General features: G+C 61.4%; 18 protein-coding genes and 1 pseudogene. 11 read left to right on the top strand and 8 right to left on the bottom strand.

Translation table 11 applies throughout. The features are described 5' to 3' along the window. Window positions 1-72 precede the first annotated feature (72 nt). The 5 genes and pseudogenes from SINAR_RS0103825 to SINAR_RS0103805 form a co-directional block, all read right to left on the bottom strand. Window positions 73-2061 (bottom strand): polysaccharide biosynthesis tyrosine autokinase, encoded by a 1989-nt coding sequence (locus tag SINAR_RS0103825; protein ID WP_027997828.1) that lies wholly within the window; start codon window positions 2059-2061, stop codon window positions 73-75. 584 nt (window positions 2062-2645) lie between these two features. Then, window positions 2646-3911: pseudogene (locus SINAR_RS01000000133030) on the bottom strand (O-antigen ligase family protein); the annotation flags it as partial. Between the two features lie 31 nt (window positions 3912-3942). Then, the gene (locus SINAR_RS0103815) at window positions 3943-5157 is read right to left on the bottom strand and encodes a glycosyltransferase family 4 protein (protein WP_027997827.1); all 1215 of its coding nucleotides are present in this window, start codon (window positions 5155-5157) and stop codon (window positions 3943-3945) included. 60 nt (window positions 5158-5217) lie between these two features. Continuing rightward, entirely contained in the window at window positions 5218-6057 is an 840-nt protein-coding gene (locus SINAR_RS0103810; protein ID WP_027997826.1) for a sulfotransferase domain-containing protein, read from the bottom strand. Window positions 6058-6370: 313 nt separating this feature from the next. Further along, window positions 6371-7723, bottom strand: coding sequence for a lipopolysaccharide biosynthesis protein (locus tag SINAR_RS0103805; protein ID WP_027997825.1), 1353 nt, complete (start codon window positions 7721-7723; stop codon window positions 6371-6373). A 418-nt stretch (window positions 7724-8141) separates the two neighbouring features. On the opposite strand from SINAR_RS0103805, the gene SINAR_RS0103800 reads away from it, so the two are divergent. The 4 genes from SINAR_RS0103800 to SINAR_RS0103785 all read left to right on the top strand — a co-directional run bounded on the left by SINAR_RS0103800 (window position 8142) and on the right by SINAR_RS0103785 (window position 12148). Next, a complete protein-coding gene (locus SINAR_RS0103800) occupies window positions 8142-9395 on the top strand; it encodes a polysaccharide biosynthesis/export family protein (RefSeq protein WP_027997824.1) in 1254 nt (417 codons plus the stop codon). Between the two features lie 61 nt (window positions 9396-9456). Then, window positions 9457-10137, top strand: coding sequence for a sugar transferase (locus SINAR_RS0103795; protein ID WP_027997823.1), 681 nt, complete (start codon window positions 9457-9459; stop codon window positions 10135-10137). A 52-nt stretch (window positions 10138-10189) separates the two neighbouring features. After that, window positions 10190-10876, top strand: coding sequence for a PIG-L deacetylase family protein (locus tag SINAR_RS0103790; RefSeq protein WP_027997822.1), 687 nt, complete (start codon window positions 10190-10192; stop codon window positions 10874-10876). 63 nt (window positions 10877-10939) lie between these two features. After that, window positions 10940-12148, top strand: coding sequence for a DegT/DnrJ/EryC1/StrS aminotransferase family protein (locus tag SINAR_RS0103785; protein ID WP_027997821.1), 1209 nt, complete (start codon window positions 10940-10942; stop codon window positions 12146-12148). Window positions 12149-12168: 20 nt separating this feature from the next. On the opposite strand, the gene SINAR_RS0103780 is transcribed toward SINAR_RS0103785, so the two are convergent. After that, window positions 12169-13011, bottom strand: a complete 843-nt coding sequence (locus SINAR_RS0103780) for a sulfotransferase domain-containing protein (protein WP_027997820.1) — start codon at window positions 13009-13011, stop codon at window positions 12169-12171. Window positions 13012-13407: 396 nt separating this feature from the next. Between SINAR_RS0103780 and SINAR_RS0103775 the strand changes: the two genes are divergently transcribed. The 4 genes from SINAR_RS0103775 to SINAR_RS0103760 all read left to right on the top strand — a co-directional run bounded on the left by SINAR_RS0103775 (window position 13408) and on the right by SINAR_RS0103760 (window position 18925). Then, window positions 13408-14694: a glycosyltransferase family 4 protein gene (locus SINAR_RS0103775; protein ID WP_027997819.1), complete on the top strand. Its 1287-nt coding sequence runs from the start codon at window positions 13408-13410 to the stop codon at window positions 14692-14694. A gap of 161 nt (window positions 14695-14855) precedes the next feature. Continuing rightward, window positions 14856-16976, top strand: a complete 2121-nt coding sequence (locus SINAR_RS0103770; protein WP_027997818.1) for a mechanosensitive ion channel family protein — start codon at window positions 14856-14858, stop codon at window positions 16974-16976. Between the two features lie 84 nt (window positions 16977-17060). Then, window positions 17061-18158, top strand: a complete 1098-nt coding sequence (locus SINAR_RS0103765; protein ID WP_027997817.1) for a glycosyltransferase family 4 protein — start codon at window positions 17061-17063, stop codon at window positions 18156-18158. Next, window positions 18155-18925 (top strand): polysaccharide deacetylase family protein, encoded by a 771-nt coding sequence (locus SINAR_RS0103760; RefSeq protein ID WP_027997816.1) that lies wholly within the window; start codon window positions 18155-18157, stop codon window positions 18923-18925. Before SINAR_RS0103765 ends, SINAR_RS0103760 begins: the two co-directional genes overlap by 4 nt. A gap of 182 nt (window positions 18926-19107) precedes the next feature. Here the strand turns inward: SINAR_RS0103760 and SINAR_RS0103755 are convergent, their stop codons facing one another. Continuing rightward, window positions 19108-19938 carry an MBL fold metallo-hydrolase gene (locus tag SINAR_RS0103755; RefSeq protein WP_027997815.1) on the bottom strand — a complete coding sequence of 277 codons (831 nt, stop codon included), beginning with the start codon at window positions 19936-19938 and terminating at the stop codon, window positions 19108-19110. A 214-nt stretch (window positions 19939-20152) separates the two neighbouring features. Here SINAR_RS0103755 and SINAR_RS0103750 point away from each other — a divergent pair, with 214 nt between their 5' ends. After that, the gene (locus SINAR_RS0103750; RefSeq protein ID WP_027997814.1) at window positions 20153-21355 is read left to right on the top strand and encodes a DUF3095 domain-containing protein; all 1203 of its coding nucleotides are present in this window, start codon (window positions 20153-20155) and stop codon (window positions 21353-21355) included. On the opposite strand, the gene SINAR_RS0103745 is transcribed toward SINAR_RS0103750, so the two are convergent. Beyond that, window positions 21345-22682: a nucleotide sugar dehydrogenase gene (locus tag SINAR_RS0103745; RefSeq protein WP_027997813.1), complete on the bottom strand. Its 1338-nt coding sequence runs from the start codon at window positions 22680-22682 to the stop codon at window positions 21345-21347. The genes SINAR_RS0103750 and SINAR_RS0103745 overlap by 11 nt on opposite strands. 438 nt (window positions 22683-23120) lie before the next feature. On the opposite strand from SINAR_RS0103745, the gene SINAR_RS0103740 reads away from it, so the two are divergent. Next, on the top strand, window positions 23121-24470 hold the full coding sequence (locus tag SINAR_RS0103740; RefSeq protein WP_027997812.1) for an adenylate/guanylate cyclase domain-containing protein: 1350 nt from the start codon (window positions 23121-23123) through the stop codon (window positions 24468-24470). A gap of 8 nt (window positions 24471-24478) precedes the next feature. Continuing rightward, on the top strand, window positions 24479-25447 hold the full coding sequence (locus SINAR_RS0103735; RefSeq protein WP_027997811.1) for a polysaccharide lyase family 20 protein: 969 nt from the start codon (window positions 24479-24481) through the stop codon (window positions 25445-25447). Window positions 25448-25498: the final 51 nt, after the last annotated feature.

The following is a 25498-nucleotide window of genomic DNA, read 5'->3' as shown; positions in this document are numbered from 1 at the left end:
AAATGCTCTGACCGTTTGCTTTACCGCAAGTCGGGGGACGGCAAACCGCTATGCACTTCTCCTGGAACCGCTCTAAGCGACATTCGACGGACGCGTGATCGAAGGTCTGGTTGCGGGAGTGTAAAGCGTGTTGACGTCTGCGTCCCCACGCTCCGGGAGTGCTCCATTGCCGCGAACTTGGTGCCAGCGGCTGACGGGGATACGCTTGGAGGTTATGACGAAGCCGCCATAGTGGTGACGTCTATGGATATCGGGATTGACCTGGTTAATCACCGTACCGATCAGATGCGCATGGTTCATCCGGAGCTGTGCGGCAGCTTCCAGCAGCTGCTCTTCAGTCGCCTTGCCCCAATTGGCCATGAGAATCACACCGTCGACAAAAGGCGCCAGCCACGTTGCATCCCCGGAGGCGAGCACCGGCGGAGCATGCAGCACGATGAAGTCATATCCGGTTTGCTTCAGGTCCATGATGAGTTCACAGAGCTTGTCGGAGTCCAGCGATCTGAATGGTTCCGTCATCACGTGCGTCGCGTCGATGAATCCAAAGCCGGGCAAGGTCGGGATGGACTGCACGACCTCGCCTATGACCGCCTGATTCCTGAGGTAGCGTTCGATCGTTTCCGGGGAACGCTCCATGCCTTTCAGGTAGGGAACATTGTGACGATTGAAATCAAGATTCACGAAGGCGGTCGGGCGGCCGTCCGCCGCTGCGGCCGTTGCGATTCCCCAGGCCGTCGACGCGTTTGCAACATCGTGAATACAGGAGGTTACCATCACAATGCGCCGCAGTTGCTTCGCGTCGGAAAAGCGGCAAGCCATGTAAACCGCCCGCTCCGCTTCGGCGGAGGTGAAGTTGCTCCAGTCCGGAATGCACGAGGATCGCTTTGCGCCCGGAGAGATTAGATGCTTCGGTACCTTCGGTACATAACCGAGATTGGGGATACGCAGCAGCTGCGCGACTCGTTGTCCGCTGCGGACACGTGTGTCGGTTGTCTCCAGCAACAGCGCGAGTACGCAGGCCAGCAGCGTGGAACCGGCGAATGCCGCCGGAATGATAAGGCCGGGCTTGGGAAACGACGGTGAATTGGGGAGTTCCGCTGTCGACACGATCCGCGCGCTGGGCTTCAGGGACTCGGCTTCGAGGTCGGACAGAATACGCTGGACTTCATCCTCAATCATGCTGCGGATACCGGCAATCTGTGATTCCGCATCGATCATCTGAGGATGATTTTTGCCGTACTTGGCGGCGAGTTCGGCCTTGCTCTGCAGCAGCCGGGCCTCTTCGTTGCGCAACGTGATCAAAAGCGGCTGCGTCATGCTTTGCCGAAGGAAAGCCACTGCACCGCCGGTGTTGAGTGCGCGCTCCTTGTCCGCGACCCGCTCGTCCTGTTTGAATTCGAGCGAGGCTTCGACATAGAGAGTGGCAATCGTGTTCGCGATTTGTTGGGCCAGCTTAGGGTCCTGGTTGGTTACAACAAGCCGCACGGCGAGGCTTTCGCCCGTCCGGCTTACCTGGAACTGGGACAGCAGTGCGGAGATCGCGTGATCCCGCTGTGTCCTTGTATCCGGCACGACTTGGTCGGAGGTCGAGGCACGGCGAATACCGATGAGATCCTTGATGCGGTCCACGACGCTCGGGGCGCCCGACTTCTCCCCGCCTGGCGCATACGGATTGAAGTTGGGATGATCGATGAGGTTCAACCGGTCCACAATACGGCCGGCGAACTTCCGCGACTGCAAGACGTCCATCTCTGTTTCAGCCGCCGACCGGTCGCGCTCGATGGATGTCAAAGCTGCATCGGTGGCAAAGGGTCGGACATCTTTGCGCTCCAGCACCACTTCCGAACTGGCCGTGTAGGACTTGGGGAGCGTGAATGATGCAATCGCAGATAGTAGCGTGCAGCCGATTATGATGAAAGCAAGAAGCCAGAACCGCCGCTTGACCACGGCCCAGAGATCGAAAAGGCCGACGGTTGCCCCGCTCTGCTGAGGGGCGAAATCCACAGTTTCTCGGTGATGAGCGCGGGCAGATAGGCCGCCATCGGGAACGAATGTCGTCATGGAAACCTGCAAATATCAAAAAATTTTCTGTATTTCGTTACTTTAGTAAAATGTTGAGTAAGGTGCAATAAATTAGTTCAACGGCGCCAAATCTACTTTGGCGGCACAAGCATGTCCTCTTTGACCGGTGTCCTCGGCAGGCCGAGGCCAAACTAAGTCGCAGAGGCCAAGTCAATGCGCTCCGATCAAAACGCGGGGAGCAGTCTCAACAGTAACCCGGTTTTTGCAGCTCGACCAGCAAAAACCGCGCCCTGCATGTTCTCATGTGCCCCCATTGGGGGTCGGAGCTCGGGTCATTGGATTCCTGTCCACTGCCGTCGAAAGAAACACCGGAGCAACAACTCCTCCGGGAAGATCGAACGCTCCGTTCCACCTGATGGGGTCGGCCTCCTCGCGGGTGGCCGATGTCGGCGAAACAGTCAATCCTGGTTGTAGTCAGTGCCGTCCCATTTGGTCGTCAGTCTCCCCGACGCTCCCTCGGCCTCATCGCGTCGGCGATTTCGCCGATCTTGGCTGTTCGCTCCGGGCCGACCTTCCCGGCGATCATGACCGCGGGTGACCGGAAGGGAACCCTGACCCGTTACCGCACCACGCAGCTGCGTAAGACCGACTCCGAAAGACAGCAGCATGGGCATGGTCCAATATCTCGCATACATATGCGGATTGAACAAAGCTATCACGAGAAATACCAGGACTGTCGTGACCACTGCCGCTAGTGCGCGTTTGTCCCCGCCGACCCTTAGGATCGCGAGTCCCAGCAGCATGCCGACACCGGAAAACATCAGCCAGCCGATGAGGGCGAGCAATCCGCCCTCGACCCAGAGGAGAAGATAGAGGTTGTGAACCGGAGCGCTTTGAACGCTTCTCTCACGGAATTGATCCGCACCGAGCCCCACGAGCTTTATCTGTTCCTCTGAAATGATATGGACCGCTTCCTCCATCAGTGCGGCTCTCGAAAGAAACGTCCCGGCTTCGGATATGTCACCGGAAGACAATGCGCCCAAAACGCGTGTTTGGAATGTCTTTGGCAGCATCTCCTTATTGCCGAACAGTGCCGCGCCGCCAACGACAATGGCCATTCCCAGTGCCAGACGCAGGAGCAGCCGCGGCGTCGAGATCATGGCAATGTAGACGGCAAGGCAAAGCGACGTTGAAAACAGCCCGCTGTTCGAACTTGTCAGGACGACGGTGACGATGACTATCGCGAGGGCCGGCAAGGCAAGATATGATTTTACGCGGCCCGAGGACCAGAAAAACAGCAGAATCGGCAGCGTCAGGGCGTTTATCGCCGCGGCCAGGTTGGGATTGCGCAACAGGGTGGCCAGGCGCTTGCCGCCAGTCACGACGCCCTTGCCCTCGCCGGGCACATACCCCACCGTATAGAACGTGATGATCCCATGAATATCGATGAGAATGACACTGGCCAGGAAGACGCCGGCGAGCCGATAGGCTTCCGTCGGGTCGTCACGGATGAGGATGACCATCAGGATCAGATAGGCGAAGAGATATTGCGCCATCACGATCAGCCCTCGCTGAGGACTGCCGTGGAACAGGCTGCCAAGCATCATGCCGACGAACAACAGGGTGAAGGCGAAGATCCAAATCGACGTCGTCTGTTCGAGCGGTCTGCTCCTGATCCGCCCGGTGATCAAAAGAAGAAACAGGCTGACGCAAAAAAAGAAATCGCTGAATGTGAAGAAGAGTTCGGAAAACCGTAATGTGGCGTAGGGCGCCAGAAAAACGGCCAAATAGGCGATGCTGCGTTCGATCGCCGCAAGGCGGAGATTCACTCTGTTGGGCTGGCTACCAAAATGAAGTTGATGTGCCGTTGTCATATCTGTCTCTGACACGACCGCCTCACGCCGTTTATCGGGGTGCCCGTCACGGGCTCGCACCTATCAGTTCGTCGTAGATCGACGTAATCGCATCTAGGTGGCGCTCGTAACTGAAACGGGTGCGTACTTCGCTGCGCGCCGTTTCCACGATGCGACCGCGAAGTTCAGCATCGCCGAACAGCGTCAGGCAGGCCCTGGCGAACTCATCCGGGTCGTCCGCGCGAACGAGCATGCCGGTCCGGCCATTTTCGACCACCTCCGGATTTCCACCGGAGTCGCTCGCGACGACCGGTGTGCCGAGCAGCATCGCTTCGACAAGGGTTCTTCCGAGCGGTTCGTTCACAGCCGTTACCAGGAGAGCGTCCAGTCCTGCGATCCAGGGCTCGCCCGGGTAACGAAATCCCATGAAATGAATGCAATCGGTAACCCCAAGCGCCTCGGCGCGCGATCTCGCAGCATCGTCGAGCCCGTTGAGCGCGTTGCCGAAAAACAGGCCCGCAACCTTGGTCTGGGGCGACAGCCGCCTCAGGGCCGCGACCGCTTCGACGAACAGGACCGGCCGCTTGCGGTCCACCAGGGTTCCGACATAACCGAGAAGTTTCGTCTCGGGCGAACTCCCGATGGCGTCGAGCACGTTGCGGCGGGCTTCTTCGCGTTCGTATCCCGCCATTTTGCTGACGTCGAAGGGACTGTGAACGACGCTGCATTTGCCCGCGGCCGAGAAAAACCCGGGCCGGGGAGATGCGAATTTCGATACGGCCACCAGCCGATTTGGAAGCCAGGGCGCGACGTGGCGCAGTCCGAACGACGTTGCGTCGCCGCGGTGGTGCCAGAGGTGCTTCGCACCCGCGGCCCGGGCAGCAAGGCCCCAGATGAGATGTGTGCGGCCATCATTCGTGTGCACGATCGAGGCATTGCTGGCTCTCAGGAATCGTGCAAGGGCCGGAACTGTGCGCATGACGTTGACGACTGCGGCGCCGTCGCGCGGAGCCGCCCGCTCCAGCCGGTTCACAACCGGAGCGGCCACGAAGTCGATCCCTTCCCGGCGGAACAGATCTGCGACCGGCCCATCGGGATGATGCAGCACGACCAGCGGTGCGAAACGGGACTTGGGGAGATTTCGTATCAAGCCGAGCGAGGACATGTGGCTTCCGCCGACCAGATCTCCGATGAATGGAAGACACACGACCGCCTGTCGCGCGCCGCTGCTTATGGTGGGCGTTTCCGGTTGCCGAAGATCAAGTGTGACAGAAGACGTCATATCTTAGATCCCAAAGGAACTGCTGAAAGGTCTGGAGGCCCGGGTCAGCCGGGCCGGATGTCATTTCTCGATGCTTCTGTTCCTGAGCCAGTCCGTCAGATCCCTTCCGACGAGGGCGCCAAGCTTTTCCGTTTCAGGCGCGAAGTAGTCCGTCATCCGCTCGCGCAGGTCACGGCTGAGCGGCGCATATTGAAGCTCGCCGGCAATCAGCGATCGCAGCTTCTTGAAGCCGGCATTCTGCCGGAACGGAGCAGCCACAGGCTTCAAGGGGCGCAGGAGCCGGCGCAGGTTGGGACTGACGACCGGTTCAGATTTGTCCTTCACCTTCTTTGCAAGCGGCTTCACCGGCACATCGGTTTCGACCCCGAGGAAGCTGCCGACGCGGGCGAGCTGCGCGCCGGCATCGACCTTCAGGTCCTCGTAGAGGAGCACGAGAAGCTGATCCACGGGGAAGCGGTCGAGATAACCCTGCAGCTGCTGGAAGTAGAGGCCGCCGTTCAGGAAGCGTCCGCCGGCCCCTTGTCGCGGGTCGAGGTACTGGGCGATATCACGCCCGACTTCGGCGCGGCGGTAAAGCATGCAGTAGTCGGAATAGGCCCGGTCTACCGGATTGCGAAGCTGCGCTATCAGCCGCGCCCGGGGCAGCTTTTCCTTTATTCTCTCTGCCGCTTCCGGCAGGTCCATGTAGGAGTTTGATTTTTCACCGCGCAGCCGCCGGTGTTCCTGTCCTGCGAAATGTTCGAGATACCATTCGTCGCCGCGGTCGTAATAACGGCTGAAGTAATGCAGTTCGGGATCCGGCATGAATATTCCGGCGTCCTGCTGCAGGGATTGCTGAAGCCAGGTCGTTGCGCTTTTCGTCGCACCGATGATCAGGAAGTCGATATCCCGCATTTCCATCTGTGGCCCTTTCGTCGATCGCCTCGCAGGCAATTGCGCCGAAATGATCGGCGCGCCGCCTTCCAAGGGGCAGCTGGGTCAACAGTTCCGAAATCGTTGCGCGAACGAGGTGTCGCTACGGCCGTCTGTCTGTGTGAATGTATAGGTTGATGTTCCGCGGCGAAGCAGCAGAATCTGCGCGAGAATCCGGTAAAGATGACCTCAGTTTAAGTGTTAATCCTAGCAATAGTTGAAATGAATAAAATCTGGAGAGGAATTTCACAGAAAAACATGCCGGAGGCAAGATGCTTCTTTAATTTTGGCGTTTCAAGGCTCAGGCCGCCGGGGTTCGGCGGTAGCTCAGCATCATCGTAGACAGCCAGATGGAGGCCATGACGATATGGGCGACGTTGGCTCCCATGGCGCCTATGGCCGGGATGAGGGCAAATGCGGTCGCATGAAAGCCGATTGCGGCGATTGTGACGCTGCGCAGGATCTCGTTTTCGCGTCCCATTGCGAGAAGTGCCGAGCGGATGACGGCGCCGCACAGGGTCATGGTGACCGCGATTGACTGCACCACGACGAGGGGCCCCGCAGCCGCGAAATCCGGCCCGGCGGCCCAGGTGAGCAGCGGCCCGATCAGAAGATAGAGGCCGCCGATGAGAAGCAGGCCGAAAGCGAGGAGGAGCCCCTGCATCTGCGCAACCGCCCGATGGAAGGCGCCGACCGCTTTGGTAGCCCAGGCACGGGCGAGCTCCGGATAGAGGACCGCCTGGACCTGCACCCCAGCCTGCTGCGCGATCCGGCCAATGCGCTTGGCGATATGATACAAGCCTGCGGAAGTCGGATCGGCGAGGTAGCCGACGAGAAGCGTGTCGAGTTCGTTGGCGCTCGAACGAATGGTGAGTGAGAGGTTCGCCGAGATCGCGAACTTCCAGAGCCCCGGAAATTTTGCCGTAATGCCGCGAAGCGGAGCGCTCATCAGGCCCGAAAGAATGCCATGCCGATGCAATTCCAACAGCGAGAGAACGAGGACGACCAGCGTCCCGGTGATTTGCGACGCCATCCATATCAGCGTGAATTCTAAAAGTCCGGCGCCGGTGGCGACGCCGATCGTGCAAAGAGCGACCCTCAGGAGGCTCGTGATAACCTGGCCGTAGGCGATCGCCATGAAGCGCCCGTAAAGGCGCAAAACGGCGGTCGGCATGCCGGAGACCTGGAACGGCAGGACCGCGCAGTAGAGGATGGCAAGGCTGGCTCCGTCCTCCGATATACCAAGCCAGGGCGCAGCCGTCAGAATGAGCAGGACGGCAAGCAGCCACCCCGCAAGTGCTGCGGAAAGATCGAGCAGCAGGCCGAACTTGAGCAGGGACCGAAGCTCAGTCGCGTCGTCGGCGTTTTCCGCGAGCGAATGCGCGCCATACTTGATGAGCGGTTGCCACGACTGAAAGCTTACGATCCTCTCGACAGCGCGCGTATAGGAGAAGCACAGTGCGAGGATGCCGTAGCCCGCCGGGCCGAGTGCCCTGGCCGTGAGGGCAAAGCCGATGAGACCGATAACCGAGCTCAGCATGTTTCCGGTGAGCAGGTGCGCGATGCTCTGCAAGCGCTCCAGCAGCGTTTTCTCTCGGCTGAGAATTTGCCGCAATCCGCCGATTTTTTTGAGGAGCTTCTTTCGGAACGCCACTGGAACCGCCTGTCGTTGAAGGGAACACAATAAGTATATGCAAATGTTCTGCTGGAGCCGACAGTCGTACGCCGCTCACGGCAGGGTCGGCCACTTGATTTCTCGCATAGACTCGCGTGAATTTCGTCAGAGAAAGAGGCGGCGAACAACCTTTCCGGCAGGCTCACGAGCTGTCCGCGTCTAATGCAAGGTGAACCGTTCTTTCCCCGACAAACTTCCTCTAGAGATGCAATGAATTTGGGTAACAGCTTGAATCGTTAAAAAATTTTATTCCCATACAGGAATGGCTCAAGGAGCAAATTCGGCAGCGGAGGGCCGAGAATATTTAAAAACCTTTGACGTGACAGCGCGTCGAAGAATATAGTCGCCCAATATTTTTTGGTAGAGTTTTCTTTTATTGCTTTTTGGAGGCTGTGGAATGGGGATTTCACCGGCCGTTTATGGGGCGATTTTGCCCCGTTGGAAGCTTGGCGCGTTCCTGCTGCTGATGGTTTTCTGGGTGCTTGCGTTGCCGCTGATCGGGACAATGCCCGCTCAGGCCGGTGATTACCGGCTGAACACCGGAGATGTTCTGACCTTCGATTTCCTCGACGATGCCGAGTTGCCGGTCACCGCGGCCATCTCCGGTTCCGGCGAAGCGCAATTTCCGCTTATCGGCGGGGTCAAAGTCGTCGGACTCACGGTGCCGGAGGCTCTGGAGAGGCTTCGCGGCGAGTACCGCAGGCGCGACGTTCTCGTCGATCCGAAAATTGCTCTCGATATTTCGACTTTCCGGCCGATTTTCGTTCTCGGTGAGGTCAAGACTCCGGGCTCGTTCCCCTTCTACAGCGGGCTGACGGTCGAACAGGCAATTGGTCTTGCGGGAGGCATTCAGGTGGTTGCGGCGAGCGCGTCCGACCGGATCATCGCACGCGCCCGCTTGCGCGCGGAGGTCGAAGCCGCCAATGCCGAGATCGTTCACGAGGCCATCTATGCGGCCAGGCTCGTGGCCCAGTTGAAATCGAGCGACAAGATCAATCTCGCCGATGTGCCTGAGGTCGCAAGGGACTATGTGACCGGCGTGCCGCTCGCTGGCGTGATAGAACTCGAGGAAAGGATCCTGAAGGCGGACTTGGCGGCCAACAAGTCGCAAGCGCAGATACTGACGGAGGGCATCGCCCAGTCCGAAGGTGGAATAGAGATACTGAACCAACTCATCCTGCAGCAAAAGGACGTGGTCCAGAACAGCAAGGAAGACGTGGAGCGTATCGCTACCTTGCGCAAGCGCGGGCTGAACACCGAAAGCGATCTGTCCCGCGCGGAAAACAATGCTTCGGCCGAGCAGGCGCAGCTTCTCCAGACCTTCGCCACGCTTGCGCGCTCGCGCCAGGAGCTGAGCGGGTTGAAGCTGGAACTGGCAAAGCTTGCAGCCGACCGCGAGAAGGACATCCTGACTCAGCTTCAAGCGCGTGAGATCGCTGTCAAAAAGCTCATTGCCGGAAAGCATTCCGCCGAAGAGCAAATACTCCTGATGGCCGCTGTGGCCGAAGACGAGTCCAAGAAGAAGCAGGTTTCATACACCTATGAGATTCGCCGAAACCCGGTTGGCGGTACGCCGATCAGCATAAAGGCATCGCCCCTGACGGAACTCGTTCCGGGCGACGTTCTCATGGTGGCTATTGCCGGAATGTAAGACTTAATTTCAGAGATTTCGAAAAACGCTCTACGCGCTCGCGCGCCAAGGGAATATCGAGTTGAAAACCTATAGAGAACCTGCAGCCGTCAGCCTCGGTTTGCCCGCTTCTTTGGGATATTACCGGCTCAAGCGTTTTCTCGACGCCCTGCTCGCCGGAACCCTTTTCGTACTGTGCCTGCCGCTGATGGCGGGCACCGCGGCCGTCGTGTGGGCGAGCCTGGGCTTGCCGCTGTTCTTCACTCAGGCGCGCGCCGGTGCGGGGATGCTTGTCTTCACGGTTGCCAAGTTCCGCACGATGACGGATGCGCGCGCACCCGACGGTACGCTTCTGCCGGATGAGTTGCGGCAGACTGCGTCTACCGCGCTGTTGCGGCGGCTGCGCGTCGACGAACTGCCGCAACTCATTGCGGTGCTTTCCGGCGACATGTCGATGGTAGGCCCGCGCCCGCTTCCCTTAGCGACTATCTCAGGCTTCGGCGAACTCGGCCGCATGCGCTGCCGCGTCGCTCCGGGCATGACCGGCTGGGCACAGGTGAACGGCAATACGCGGCTTTCGGACGAGGAGAAGATCGCTCTCGATCTCTGGTATGTCGCACATGCCAGTCTCTGGCTCGATGCGCGGATTCTTCTTTTGACGTTGAAGACGCTGGTCACCGGCGAGCGGGTTCATGCGAGGCACCTGCAGGAAGCCAAGGAGTTTCTCTCGCGGCGCCTCGGTGCAGAGATGCCGAAGGCGTGATGCGCTGGATGCGCACGCGCCAAGGCGCCAGATATTTTGATCAGGAGGTTTCATGGGTGGCGGGCAGATATCTTTCGGGCGCACTCTGGTCGTCGCCCCGCATCCCGATGACGAGGTGCTCGGCGCAGGCGGGACGATCGCGAGGCTGGCGACGGAGGGCGAGGAGGTCTTCGTCGCCGTCGTGACGGAGGGAAAGCCCCCCGCCTTCGAGCCGGAGGGAACTGCCCGAATACAGGCCGAAGCGAAGCAGGCGCATCGCGCCCTTGGCGTGAAGGAAACCATATGGTTGCGGCTGCCGGCGGCGCAGCTCGCGGAAACGGCGCATGCGACCGTCAATGCCGCCCTGTTCGAGCTTGTCCGCCGGTTGGCTCCGCAGACCGTATTGTTGCCCTTCGTCGGGGACATGCATATGGACCATCAATTGACCTTCACCTCGGCGCTGGTCGCCTGCCGGCCGCATCAGGCAGAGTTCCCGAAGCTCATCCTCGCCTACGAAACCCTGTCCGAGACCAACTGGAACGCGCCCTATCTGTCGCCGGCGTTCGTGCCGAATGTCTTCGTCGATATCAGCGACCATATCGAGGCCAAGCTCGACGCGATGGAGATGTTTGCTTCGCAAGTGCGCCAGCCGCCGCATGAACGCTCGATCGCAACTCTCAGAGCACTGGCGACCTTGCGCGGCGCGACAGTCATGCGGAAAGCGGCCGAAGGATTCGTTCTGATCCGTCACGTCGTTTAGCCGACGCGGCATCGGACGGATCATTCAGTCATTGCCTTAAGACCAATTCAATTGGAGGGACAGATGGGACGCTGGCCGGTGTACGACGAGGAGCAGATCGAGGATGTCGTGTCGATCCTCAGATCGGGCGAGGTGAATGCCTGGACGGGTCCGCACGTACGCAACTTCGAGGCTGCCTACGAGCAATTCCTGGGCGTCAAGCATGCGGTGGCTCTCGCCAATGGAACGGTGGCGCTGGATCTGGCGCTTTTCGCGCTTGGGTTGGAGCCCGGCGACGAGGTCATCGTGACGCCGCGCAGTTTCATCGCCTCGGCCTCCACCGTACCGATGGCGGGCGGAGTCGCCATTTTTGCCGATGTCGATCGCGACAGCCAGAACATCACCGCCGAAACCATAAGGGCCAAGCTGACGCCGAGAACCAGGGGCGTCGTCGTCGTGCATCTGGCCGGCTGGCCCTGCGACATGCCTGCCATCATGGCACTCGCCCGCGAGAAGGGTCTCTGGGTGATAGAGGATTGCGCTCAGGCGCACGGGGCCGAGATCGACGGCCGGCCGGTCGGCAGTTTCGGTGATGTCGCGGCTTTCTCCTTCTGTCAGGACAAGATCATCACTACAGGAGGCGAGGGCGGGCTTGTGGCAATGAACGACGACGAGCTTTGGAAGAAAGCTTGGAGCCGGAAGGACCACGGCAAGTCCTACGAGACCGTTTACAACAGGGAGCATCCTCCCGGCTTCCGCTGGCTGCACGAGTCCATAGGCACCAACTGGCGCATGATGTCGATCCAGGCGGTCATGGGGTCGCGTCAGCTGCAGCGTCTGGCGGAGTGGCGCAGCATAAGAGCGCATAATGCGGCCATTATCGCCAGAGCGGCCGGGGAGATCGAGGCTTTGCGCACGCCGTTGCCGCCCCGTGGAATTCAGCACGCCTGGTATCGGTTCTACACATTCGTGCGGCCGGAGCGTCTGCGGCCCGACTGGAACAGGGACCGGATCATTGCCGAGATCAACGGCGCCGGTGTTGCATGCTTCAGCGGCAGTTGCTCGGAAATCTACCGGGAAAAGGCCTTTACGGACATCGGCATGACCCCGGCGCAGAGATTGCCGGTCGCACGGGAACTCGGCGAGACGAGCCTGGCCTTCCTTGTCGACCCGGCGCTCGATACCGCAGCAATGGAGAAGACGGCGCATGTCCTGCGGGAGGTGTTTGCAAGGGCCAGCATCGGCAGGCCAGCCCTCGACACTGCGTCAGTTCAAAGCAGTTCTACGCGGTAGTGGGGGGCGCAGGCGCCGGATCAGACGTTTAGTCCGGTGTGGCCGACGAGACGCTTGGCGTCAATTGTCAGATCGGTCGAACAGAAACGCTCGACCTCTGCGACCTGCGCCCCGTCCAGATAGTCTCTGAAGCCGCCCGCCTTGCCACGCCGCATGCGCAGGCTTTCCACGTCGCTTCGATCGTAGTCATGAGCCGGAATGCCTTCTACCCGCTCTCTGTCCTGCATGGCCTCGAACCGCCCGGCATCGACCGCTGCCCGCAGCGCCCTCCGGTCGACGGGACAGCCGAGGAATTCGAGTACCGCCTTGGTTCGTTCTTCCGTGTCGGAGGAGAGACCCTCATAGCTCAGAACGAAGTGGGCGCGATTGGACAAGCCGCCTGCCCAGCGATTGAGGTAGTCGATCATCGCGGGCATGCCCTGGTCACGGTCCTTTATGAACTCCGTGAGGGTGCCGGCGAAGCGGTGCTTGTGCCGAGTTGCATGGAAATAGGCCGAAACGATCACATCGCGCGGATCTCTTACCATCATAATGACCGGGCGCCTGAGGAACAGGCTGGGGCGATAATCCAGGTGGCTGACGAGGATCGTTGGAATGGCGCCTTCCGCTTCGCGGAAGCGGTAGCCCGGCATTCCCCGCACCGGGTCGAGATCGAAATTCGGTACGATAGAGAACATGTTGTGAAGGTCTATCGGCTCCGGCACGCCGGAGGTGGCCGCGAAATAGTGGGAAAGAACGTAGCGGAACCAGGTGCGGCCCGATTTTGGATAGGAGATCAGGAAACTGTCAGCTCGCGCCGCATAGGCGGTGAGCCGTACCCGCTTCTCCACCCGACGCCATGCCCGCCTGAGAATGCTAGCCATCGTACGTCTCCATAAAACTCGAGATAACCACCGCTGAGCGTATGTTTCGGTTAGTGTAGTGTTGGTGCGATGATTGCGCGGTACAGAACAGTGTGTCAGGAATAATTCTACAACCCATTTCTCAATGGGACTTGGGCTGAAAACAGGAAATACTTACCGTTGGCAGCGGTCGTTCGTGTTGTGCGGTATTGATTCTTCGAAACAAATAAATAAACTTGCGGTGCCGGGGGAATTCCACGGCTGGCATTTTCAGGCATTCGTTTAAGCAATTTGAATATGAAATGAAAAACACGCATTCTGTCAATGCATAGGGCGTGAGGCGCGCCCGCAAACATTCCAATCAGCATTGGTCACGATCGCGAGTTTTGCATCGCGAAGGCGGAATGGAGCCACCAGATGACGTCCCTTTGGCGAAGAGAAACCGTCGCTGCCGCCGCAGCCACGAATCCGGTCCGTGACGCTCGCCAGCCTGCAGGGGAGGGGCATTTAGAGGAGAATGACACCTCGAATTCTCCCGCGCTTGAGGCACCGGACATTTCCGGAGCGCGTGCAACAATCGTGCTGCCGGGCCTTGGCGCTGGCGGCACGGAGCATGTGGTAAAACTGGTCGCCAACCATTGGGCCGGTCTGGGCTGCGCGGTGACGCTCGTCACTCTCGAGCCCCCGGATGCGAGACCTTACTACGAGCTGGATCCGAAGATCGAAATTGAACGTCTCGGTCTGCCGCCGCAAAGGACCGGGAAGATCGAGGGCGGCCTGCTCGTGCTTAAGAGGATCCATCGCCTGCGGTCCGCCATTCGCCGTTCGCAGCCCGATTTCGTCTTGAGCTTCCTGACCCGAACGAACGTGCTGACGTTGCTGGCGACGATCGGGCTGCCGGTTCCAGTGATCGTATCCGAACGCAACAATCCGGCGCTGCAGCCTTTCGGTGCGGTTTGGAAATGGGTTCAGCATCGGCTGTATCCGCGCGCCTTCGGCCTCGTGACGATGACCCGAGGGGCGCTCGACTACTTTCCGGAGAAGATGCGCAGCAGGGGATGGGTGATCGCCAATGCCGTCGATCTGCCGGGCGAATGGCAGAAGAGACGCGGCAACAATATCCTGACCGCGGTTGGCCGGCTCACGCGCCAGAAAGGTTTCGATCTCCTGATCGAGGCCTTTGCGCGGATCGCCTCCAGGCACCCCGAATGGAAGCTCGTCATCTGGGGCGAGGGCGATGACAGGAAATCGCTCGAGGCGCTGCGGGATGCGCTGGATTTGAGAGGCAGGGTGGAGCTGCCGGGCGTGACGCAAAGACCCGGACTATGGGTGGAGACGGCCGACGTCTTCGTATTGTCGTCCCGCTACGAGGGCTGGGGCATAGTCTTGCTCGAGGCAATGGCTGCGGGGCTTCCCGTGGTCTCCTTCGCATGCGAGTGGGGCCCGTCGGACATGGTGGAGCACGGCGAGGATGGTCTCCTCGTTCCCAGCAACGATGTGGATGCGCTTGCCGAAGCGCTGTCCAGCGTGCTCGGCGACGGCGAGCTCAGAAGCCGGCTTGCTGCAAATGCCGAGGCGAGCGCGAAGAGATATTTGCCGGATCGCATTCTTTCGCAATGGGACGCAGTCGCTTCGTCGGCCCTGAAACACTCCTCCCGCGAAAAGGCCGCCACCGTTGCGGCTGTCGAACCTGACCCGGCCTGAGGCCCAATCATATACCCGAGGGCTCATGCCGGCATGGGCGCGCCGGCGTCTGGCGCGGAGCACCGATCCCCTTTCGAAGCGCACGGGATTGCGGGGTGACGCGTAAGTGTTGATATGCCACTATTGTCGCCGAATGTTCGGGCGATGAGAGGGGCTATCGCATGAGTGCAGGTGCAAGGAGCGGCCGACGGAGCGCCGTCTTCGCAGCAGTTGTCGTCTTCCTTCTTCAATTTACCTTCGCTGCTGCCGTTCCCCTGGCGGCTCAGGAGCCGGCGACCGCGCCTCCTGCCAAGGTCCAGCAGCTCATCCGGCTGTTGGACGACCCCGAGGTTCGTCAATGGATCGAGACCAGGCAGGCGGCTTCCGAGCCTGTTGCCGTCGCGCCGCCCCAAAGCTTCGCTTCACGCTGGACGGCCGAAGCCAGGAGGCACATCACGGCGCTGATGAGCGCTGCTCCGCGTGTGCTGCCCGAATGGCGGGCGGCGAGGGAGCGCGTATCCGGCGACCTGGAGAGTCAGGGAGGCTTGCCGATCATATGGGCTTTTGCCCTGGTTCTGTTGATCGGCTACGGCGCGGAGTTCCTTCTGCGCAATGTCCTGCGGCGCAGTGCCGGACGCAACAACGCGCAAGCGGCGAGCGGATTGGCCGCCTTCGTTAGCATCGCTCCGCTTGTGGCCTTTGCGATTGCTGCTGTAGCTGCTTTCGTGGCCGCCGATTGGCCGCATAACCTTGGGGCTGCGGTCGCGCCGCTGCTGATAGCCTGGATCATGGCGCGCATACTGATCGCGGTTGCGTCGGCCGTTTTGACGCCTGCAATCCGGGGCGCCGCGACCACGGATCCGGCGAGGTTGTATGGGTCGCTTACTCCGGATGGTGCCCGTTACTGGCTCAGACGGTCCGTTCTCTTCATCTGTATCGTCGCTTCCGTATGGGCCATCGGCGACATGATGCGGGCGCTTGCGTTCCCCGAAGACGTCCGCGACCTAACATCCGCGGTCCTGGGGCTCGTCGTTCTCGGACTTGCGATCGACACGACGTTGCGACGGCCGGTCGCCGCGATGGCGCCCGCGCGCCGCGTCCTCCGCAATGCACTGGTCGTTTCCTTCCTGGTCTTGCTCTGGTTCTTCTGGGTTGCGGGCATGGAGGTGCTGTTCTGGCTCGGCGTCTATGTCCTCGGGCTGCCGCCTTTGCTTCGCTTCACCAGCGCAGCGACCAAGACGATGCTCGATGCCGCCGCCGCAGAGGACTTCCGCGTCCTGCGTAATGTTCTGATCGAGCGAGGGGCGAGACTCGTGATCATCGCGATCGCGGCAGTATGGCTCGCCATGGTCTTCCGCTTAGACGGCGCGCAGATGATGCAGGACGATGCAATCAACCGCATCTTCCGCGGCGTGCTGGCCGGCATCGTCATACTCCTGGCGGCCGATCTCGTCTGGCAGCTGGCGAAGGAATCCATCAACCTCCGCATGGCGCGCGCAAGCCTGGCCGTGCAGGATTCCGCGGAGCTCGCGCGCAACACGCGCCTGCGCACGCTGCTTCCGATCCTACGCAATTTTCTCGCGGCCTTCATCGCGGTCGTCGCCGGCATGATGGTGCTTTCGGGCCTCGGCGTTGAGGTCGGCCCGCTGATCGCCGGGGCCGGCGTTTTTGGCGTCGCCATCGGCTTCGGCTCTCAGACGCTCGTCAAGGACATCATCAGCGGCATCTTCTATATGATGGATGACGCTTTCCGGGTCGGCGAGTATATTCAAAGTGGCAGCTACAAGGGCACGGTGGAGTCTTTCAGCATCCGCTCCGTGAAGCTGCGGCATCACCGCGGACCGGTTTTTACCGTGCCCTTCGGTTCGCTCGGCGCGGTACAGAACATGAGCCGCGACTGGGTTATCGACAAGTTCCTGATCAATGTTTCCTACGACTCCGATGTCGCCAAGGTGAAAAAGGTGGTGAAGGGAGTCGGAGCCGCCTTGCTCGAGGACCCGGAGCTCGCGCCGATGATCATCGAAACGGTGAAGATGAAGGGCGTGGAGCAGTTTGGCGATTACGGCATAACCCTGAGCTTCGCCATGAAGACCATGCCGGGCCATCAGACCCAGGTCAGGCGCCGGGCCCAGGCCATGATCAAGGAGGCCTTCAAGACCCACGGCATCCAGTTTGCCTCGCCGACGGTTCAAGTGGCCGGCGACGACGCGCAATCGGCGCCGGCGGCGGCTGCCGCCACACGCGATGCGATCGCCAGGAAGAACGCGGCGCTCGCCCAAGGCGGGGAGGCCGCGGCGGAATAGCGGCGATTGCTGCCGCCGGACCGCCGCTGGGGCGAATAAGAGCCTGTTGACATCGGAATGGAACGCGGGGATAGCTCGCGCTGCATGAAGATCGCCTTTCACGCGCCGCTGAAGTCGCCTGACCACCCCGTCCCTTCCGGTGACAGGCAGATGGCGCGCATGCTGATCGAAGCGCTCCGGCTGGCAGGGCACGATATCGTCATCGCATCCCAATTGCGCACCTTCTCGCGCGAAGCGTCGGACCAGGCATTGTCTGCCTTGCGCAAGGAAGCGCAGCGGGAGATCGCCCGGCTGCGGCGACTTTGGCGGTGGAGAGGCGCGCCAGACGTCTGGTTCTGCTATCACCCTTATTACAAGGCTCCGGATCTCATCGGCCCCGCACTCTCGGCGGAGTTTTCCATTCCTTACGTCACCGCCGAGAGTTCCTATTCGTACCGGCGCAACCTGGGCGCCTGGAAACTCGCGCAAGATGAGGTCGCCGCCGGGGCAAGGCAGGCTGCGGTCAACATCTGTTTCACCCATCGTGACCGGGAGGGGCTCGAAGAGGCTATACCGGAGGTGCGTTCTGCGCTGCTCGCGCCGTTCATCGATGTGTCTCCGTTTCGCGACCTGCGAAGAACCGGGGCCGAAGGGAACCGGCTGCTCGCCGTCGCGATGATGCGTCCGGGCGACAAGATGGATAGCTACCGCATGCTTGCCCGCGCGCTCGCCCTCATCGCCGATGCGCCCTGGACGCTTACGGTGGTGGGCGACGGTCCTGCACGCGCCGAGGTCATGGACGCCTTCTCGGCCATTCCCGCAGAACGGCTGGATTGGCTTGGCGAAAGGGCGCCTCAGGCGATTCCCGAGATTCTTGCCGGCGGTGACCTCTATGCCTGGCCGGGCTGCGGAGAGGCCTACGGACTATCCTATCTGGAGGCGCAGGCTGCCGGCCTCCCTGTCGTGGCGCAGCACACGGCGGGTGTGCCGGAAGTGGTGCGTGACGGTGAAACGGGATATCTGACGGCGGCCGGCGACGTCGGCGCCCTGGCGTCGGCGGTTCGGCACTTCCTGGTGGACGGAGCCTCGCGCAGGCAGTTTGGCGACCGCGCGCGGCGCTTCGTTTTCGAGCACCGCTCGCTTCCTTCCGCCGCCGCACGTCTTGCCGAGATATTCACCGACTTCTTGGGGAGCAGGAAATGACGACGGAACCGATGTGGCAGACGCTCGTCGACAGGCTCGATCGCCTGCAGGAGGCAGGCGAATCTATCGATCTCTGGCTACGGGATGACGATGCCGTCGAACCGACGGCCGCTCTCCACCGGTTGCTTGACCTCACCGGGCGCTTTTCGGTGCCGGTGACCTTGGCCGTCATACCGGCAAATACCGACGAGCGCCTTTCGCGCTGCCTCGCCGGACGTCCGCATGTCGAAGTTGCCGTCCACGGATGGTCGCATCGAAACCATGCCCCGGCGACTGAAAAACGCCAGGAGCTCGGCGCTCACAGGCCGCGCGAGGCGGTCGCCGCCGACTTGCAGGCCGGATGGGCCCGCCTGCGCGCGCTTTATCCCGCCGGTCTGGTGCCGCTCCTCGTTCCGCCATGGAACCGGATCGATCCGGGTCTGGTCCCTCGACTGCGCGAGATCGGCTTTGCGGCGCTTTCGGTTTTCGGACCGGAGGACGGGGGGAAGTCCGCCGCGCTGCGTGTCCCGGGGCTGCAGCTCATAAACGCCCATGTGGACGTGCTGGATTGGCACGGCACCCGCGGCTGCCGCCCTCATGGCGATATCCTTCGCGACATCGATCGCCGGCTGGACGAAATCGAAAAGGGGGGCGGGACGGTGGGAATTCTCACCCATCACCTCGTTCACGACGAGAGCGTATGGGAATTCCTCTCCAGGCTTTTCGACATCACCGCCTCGCACGCGGCGTGCCGCTGGCGCAAGATCGCTGAGCTCTTGGATCGGTAGTCAGGCATGCAATGCCTTGCTAAGGAGCACGGCCGGTTGCCCGAAGTTCGGACCCCCGTAAGCTTGCGAGGACCAGTAACCGCCTGACAGATCATGCGTTCGTTTCGCCTTGCGCAATCTTCACTTCTGATGCGTATCCCACTCTTCGTCTTCAGCCGGTTAAAAGACCAGGGTCTGCGGTCCTATAGATCGATCACCTGACGGTCGCACGCGGCGAAGGCGCCCGAGAAGAAAGCCTGGACTTCCTGCTCCATGGCGGCGAGCGCCGCGTCGGTGCGCGACGGATCGTGGTGGAACATGGCGAGGCGCGCGACGCCGGCAGCTTTGGCGAGCTGTGATCCATGCATTCCGGTCGAGTGCCCATAGCCGCGAAAGGTCGGCATCTCGCTCTCCAGATAGGTGCAGTCATAGACCATCAGATCGGCTCCGGCGATGAACTCGAGAAGCGCGGGATCGAGAATGCCGGGTTCGTGTTCCGTGTCGTAGATGAGGGCGACCGCCCGTTCGCCCCATTCGATACGGTAGCCGACGCATCCGCCGGGATGCACGAGGCTCATGGTGCGGATGGAAACATCCTTTCGCGGCGACAGCGTTTCGCCCGGGCGGAAATCGACGGTGTCGAGGCTCGCCTGACAGATGCCCGTGCTGACAGGGAACCATGGCGGCCTCATGAATTCGTTGATCATTTCGGCCGTGGACATTTTGCCGTGGAGGTGGCCGGACCAGAAGCGGACAGCGGAACTGCAGCGGTAGATCGGCTTGAAATAGGGCAGGCCGATGATGTGATCATAGTGGGTATGGGTGAAAAAAACGTCGAATTCGGATACGCCTTCGGACATCAGCGACAGCCCGGCTTCGCGCAGGCCCGATCCTGCGTCGAAGATCAACACCTCTTTGCCGCAGCGAATTTCGATGCAGGGCGTATTTCCTCCGTAGTGCAGGAACTGCTCGCCGGATACCGGCAAGCTGCCTCGTACGCCCCAAAACTTCACTCGAAGTGTATCGTCCTGCATTCCGTTCCGGCTTTATCCTGCCTGCCGTAGCACTTTGCCCGGGCGCAGTGATTAGACAAGCACAAATCATGAGGGTCCTGCAATGCCATTGGTACGGTCGCGTGCGGATTGCATGGCACGAAGGGGAAACTATTCTTCGAAGAGAAGGTGCATTATCGATCATGATTTTGAGTCGATCCCACCTGAAATCATCGAGATCCAGGAGTTTGGCACCATGGTGCAGCCGGCCGACAGGGAATTTTACGCAAGCCTTCCTTTGTTCGAGGCCTTCGAGGGCGTCGCCGACGAGGCCAACTACCGGCCCTTGCCTGAGGGCTGGTTTCTCGCCCTGGCCGATATCGTCGATTCGACAGGAGCGATCGCTGAGGGGCGGTACAAGAGCGTGAACATGGCGGGTGCGAGCGTTATCTCGGCACTCATGAACGGGCTCGACGAGAAGAATCTCGCCTTCGTCTTCGGCGGCGACGGGGCACTCGCTGCCGTGCCCGGAGGGTTGGCCGCGAAGGCGAAAGAGATACTCGCCGCGGCAAAGACATGGGTGGCGGAAGAGCTGGACCTCGAGCTTCGCGCCGCGATCGTCCCGGTCTCCGATGTGCGCGCCAACGGGTTCGACATGCGTGTCGCGCGCTTCAAGGCGAGCAACGAAGTCTCCTACGCCATGTTTTCCGGCGGCGGAGCCAGCTGGGCGGAAACGGAAATGAAGGCGGGCCGCTACCAGATCGCGGCCGCTGCGCCTGGGACGAGACCCGACCTGACCGGATTGTCCTGCCGCTGGGACCCGATCGTCTCGCGCCATGGGGCGATCGTATCGATCATCGCGGTGCCCGGAGCGCGCGGCGTCGGTCCTGAGTTCCAGACACTGATCGGCGATATCGTGCACCTGGCTGAGGGCGAGGAGCGGGGCGGGCATCCGGTGCCGGAAAATGGTCCCGAGCCGCATCTTTCCATGCGCGGCATTACGGTGGAATCGCGCGCCGCCGCTCCGCGGGGCCGGCGCTTCCTGACCTGGTCCTTCGTTGCCGCGCAGAGCCTTGCACTGTTTCTCTGTTTCAGGCTCGGCATCAATTTCGCACGGTTCGACGTCAAGCGATATAGGCGCGACCTCGCCAGCAACTCCGACTTCCGCAAGTTCGACGACGGGCTGAAGATGACGATCGACGTCAGCATCGATCGCCTGTGCCGCATCGAGGAACGCCTGCAGCAGGGAGCGGCAGCGGGCATCTGCCGCTATGGCCTCCACCGGCAAGATTCGGCACTGATGACATGCATCGTTCCGACACCGATGAGCAGAGACCACATGCACTTCATCGACGGTGCGGCGGGCGGCTACGCGGTGGCCGCACGGAACCTGAAGGCCGCGCTTTCCGGAGGGGACCTGTCACTTGAAGGGGACATGCCCAAGGCAGTCAAGCCTTGACGATGTGCTCTGCTGCAAGGCCGTGGCGCGCGAAAACATTGCGCGTGTCGACGATCAGCGGTGACCAGCCGGCAAGCGCGGCATAGTCGACGGCATCGTGGTCGGTCGCGATAAGCACGGCGTCGAAGCGGCGCACGCTCGCTTCGTCGAAAACGACCGACCGCCGGCCTTTCAATGCCAGGTGTTCGCGGGTCGAGGGAATTTCTTCCACATGAGGATCGTAGAAGGCGGCCTTGCCGCCGCGTTCCTCGATGAGTTCTATCAGCTTCAGGGAGGGGCTTTCGCGAATGTCCGGAACATTCTTCTTATAGGCAAGCCCGATGACGAGGACCGCCGAGCGGCTGAGCGCCTTGCCTTCCCGCCGGTCGAGGGCCTCGGCGAGCCTGGCGACGACGTGACGGGGCATTGCCGAATTGATCTCGCCGGCGAGCTCGATGAAGCGTGTCGGCAGCTCGTACTCGCGGGATTTCCATGTCAGATAAAAGGGATCGATCGGAATGCAATGCCCGCCGAGTCCTGGCCCCGGATAAAACGGCATGTAGCCGAACGGCTTCGTCTTGGCGGCTTCGATGACCTCCCAGACATCTATGCCCATCGCCTCGTAGACGACCTTGAGCTCGTTGACGAGCGCGATGTTGACGGCGCGGAAGATATTCTCGGTCAGTTTCACCGCCTCTGCGGTCGCGTTGGACGAGACCGGTACCACCGTCGTGACCACGGCGGCGTAGAACCGCTCCATCAGCGCTGCGGCCATTGGGCCGTCTCCGGCCACGACCTTGGGAATGCTCGTGGTCTCGTAGGCGCGATTGCCCGGATCTTCCCGCTCCGGCGAGAAGCCGACGAAGAAGTCGGTGCCGGACTTGAGCCCCGTTTCCTCCAGGATGGAGCGCACGATACCGTCGGTGGTGCCGGGATAGGTGGTCGACTCCAGAACGACGAGCTGACCCGGCCGCAAGCGGTCAGCGATCGCGCGTGACGTATTCTCCACGAAGGAGAGGTCGGGATCGCGGTGCCTGGTGAGCGGCGTCGGCACGCAGATGATGATGACGTCGCAAAGGCCAAGGTCCGAAAAGTCGGTCGTCGAGCGGAAGCGCCCGGCGCCGGCTTCGCGGGCAAGCGCCGCGTCCGAAACTGCTTCGATATAGGAGCTCCCGGCGTCGAGCGCGACGATCTTGCCCGGGTCTATGTCGAAACCGGTGACATGGAAGCCGGAGCGCGCGATTGCAACGGCAAGCGGCAGGCCGACATAGCCGAGGCCGATGACGCCGACGTGAGCGGTGCGGCCGGAAATCGATTCGAGCAGCCTGTCGTGATGCGGAGAGGTCAAGATTGGCTTCCAGTTCTGTTGCCGGGAGGGCCGTTTCAGCGATCCGGCTGCGGACCCCGGTGCCGTTTTGTTGGCGGGAAAGCCACCGCAAGTCAAGCGCTCTGCGGCGCCGCACGCCCGACGGCCTGCGTCGTTTTGTCTGGCCGGGCAGGCATGCGGTCATGAGGGACCCCAGCAATTTCAGGGTGCAATGTGCAGGGCCGTTGCGTGTACGATCCGGCAACGATCAAAAATCGCTCGTGGTCTCTGGAAAATGTGTTCTGCGGTGAATATCTGCAGGAGCGCAGCGGTGACCCGATCGCTGCACGAACGGCCGCGGGAGGCGGCGGGAGCCTTCTTTCACCGACGGGTACCCACTTCAGTGCTGCCGCGAGCGAGCGATCGCTGCTTCGCGGTCGACGCTGGCGGAGACCGTTGCCGCGACGATGAGGATATGGCATGAGCCCGATCAACGACAACGTTTCCCAAATCCTCCTGGACAAGGTCGCTGACTGGCTCATGCGAACCTCGCTCAGCGACGAAACGCTCGAAACCATCGTGCGCGGGTTCTGCGAGCGGCTGGCGGCGGCAGGCCTGCCGCTCATGCGCGTCCATCTGTCTTTCTCGATGCTCCATCCGCTTTACGACGCCCTAGGCTTTACCTGGTGGCGAGGGCAGGGCGTAGAGGTGAGTGGCCTGCGCCACGAGGAATTGGCGCTTAATCCCGAGCGATTCCTGCGCAGCCCCTATTATTACCTGCTCAGCAACAATCTCGACCATGTCAGGCGCCGAATCGATCCGTCCTTGCCGTCGGAGTTCCCGATTTTCGACGAGCTGAAGGAGCAGGGAGCGACCGACTACATAGCCTTCATGCAGCCCCTTGGGGCAGAATCCGAACACGGCATGGTCGGCTCCTGGACGACGGACCGCCAGGGCGGCTTCAACGACGACGTCATCGCCGCCCTTCTGAGGCTTCAGAACCATCTGGCGATCGCCGCCAAGGTGGCGGTACTTGGCAAGCTCGCCGACAACATGCTGACCACCTATCTTGGCGCCAATGCCGGGCGCCGCGTGATGAGCGGCCAGGTCCGGCGCGGCGACGGCGAGACGGTACGCGCGGTTCTCGTCATGGCGGATATGCGCCAGTCGACGATGCTTGCCGAAAAGGAAGGCCGGCAGGCCTATATCGAGTCGTTGAACGGTTTCTTCGACGCGATCGCCACGCCCTTCAACCGCAACGGCGGGCAGATCCTGAGCTTCATCGGCGACGGCTTCATCGGCGTCTATCCCTGCGGCCGACACAAGGAGCCGTCGGAGATGGCCAGCCGCGAGGCATTCGCCGCCGTGGGCGCGGCGACGGCGCGCATGGCGGCCCTCAACGCGGAACGCAGGAGGCAGGGCCGCGAGCCGATCGGCTACGGCATCGCCCTGCATGTCGGGAACGTCATGTTCGGCAATGTCGGCCTGCGCGACCGGCTGACCTTCTCGGTGTTCGGCTCCGCGGTGAACGAGGTTCAGCGGCTGCAGAACCTGACGAAGAAATACGCCCACAGCGTCGTCGCGAGCGAGGCCTTCGTGAATTATTGCGGCGGGGAATGGCAAACGCTCGGGCAGGAGAAACTGCGCGGGGTTCGTCAGAAGTTCACGGTCCTCTACCCGCGGGATACCGCCCTTGCTGCAATCGCGCAGGAGCGGGCATATGATGCAACCGAGGATGGACTTTCCGAGGCTGAACATGTCATGTTGCTCTACCGCAACAAGAAACGGCCGCCTGGCCCACGCGGTCTGATCGACAAGATGCTTCAATGAGGGGACCGATGTTTCGTATAGCTCTGCTGGCGGCGGCGATTGCCTCGCCGGGTGTTACTTATGCCCAGTCGGCGGATGAGCCGCCAGCTTACGAACGGAAATTGTTCGACGGTTTCGAGGGTACGGATTTTGCACCCGAAGGCGGGCTCTACTACCGGGAGAATTTCGAGCAGAGCGCCGGCACATACGAGTTCCAGAGCGCAGTCAAGCACTCCGGCAATGGCGGATTGAAGCTCAGCATCGTCCCCAGATGCCCAGCCGATCACGATGGCTGCAGCGAGCGCGCGGAGATTTGGGAAAAGACCGAGCTGCGTGTGCCCTACGACAAGGGGGTATGGTACGGTTTCTCGGTAAAGTTCGACGATCCGGTGCCGAGCGACGACCACCGCTATCTCATCGCGCAGTGGAAGCGGGAGATCGATCCCGGTGCCGAGGGCGACTTCAGCCCCTTCCTGGCGCTGCGCATGAACTTCGGAAAGCTCTTCGCCACGGTCGAAACCAACCATCTGCCTCCGGTCTCCGCCGGCCTTGATGGCGTACCGGCGCGTTGCGCGCCAGGCCAGGCGCCGGTCTGGCTCCGTCCGGAAGTCAACCAGATGCGCATGCTGGTGGCGACCGACGGCAACTGGAAGCCGGAAGACGGTACCCTCTTCAATTCATGCACGGACGGGATCACCATAACCAACCATGGCAATCCCTTGCCGGACCCGAAGTCCGGCTGGATCGATTTCGTCGTCTTCACGAGACCTGGTCCCGACGGCTCGGGCCACATAGAGCTCTTTGCCAACGGCCAGCCGATCATCACCGTCAAGGGCCATGTGGGCCATGCGGACAAGGGTCTCGGTGAGAACCAGTACTTCAAGTTCGGACCTTATCGGGCCGCCGACACGACCGATTGGACGCTCTATTACGACGATTTCCGGCGTTCCCCGCGCTGCGAGGACGTCCTGACCAACGGCAGCTGCCCGTTTTCGTAAGGCCGCTTCGACGCTTCCGGACCTTTCGGCTGGCATGCTGGACAGCCCGTT

Origin of the sequence: Sinorhizobium arboris LMG 14919, from assembly GCF_000427465.1 — a bacterium.
GTDB classification, from domain to species: domain Bacteria; phylum Pseudomonadota; class Alphaproteobacteria; order Rhizobiales; family Rhizobiaceae; genus Sinorhizobium; species Sinorhizobium arboris.
The sequence above is the reverse complement of the archived record's forward strand: the minus strand, read 5'-3'. Positions and strand labels throughout refer to the sequence as shown.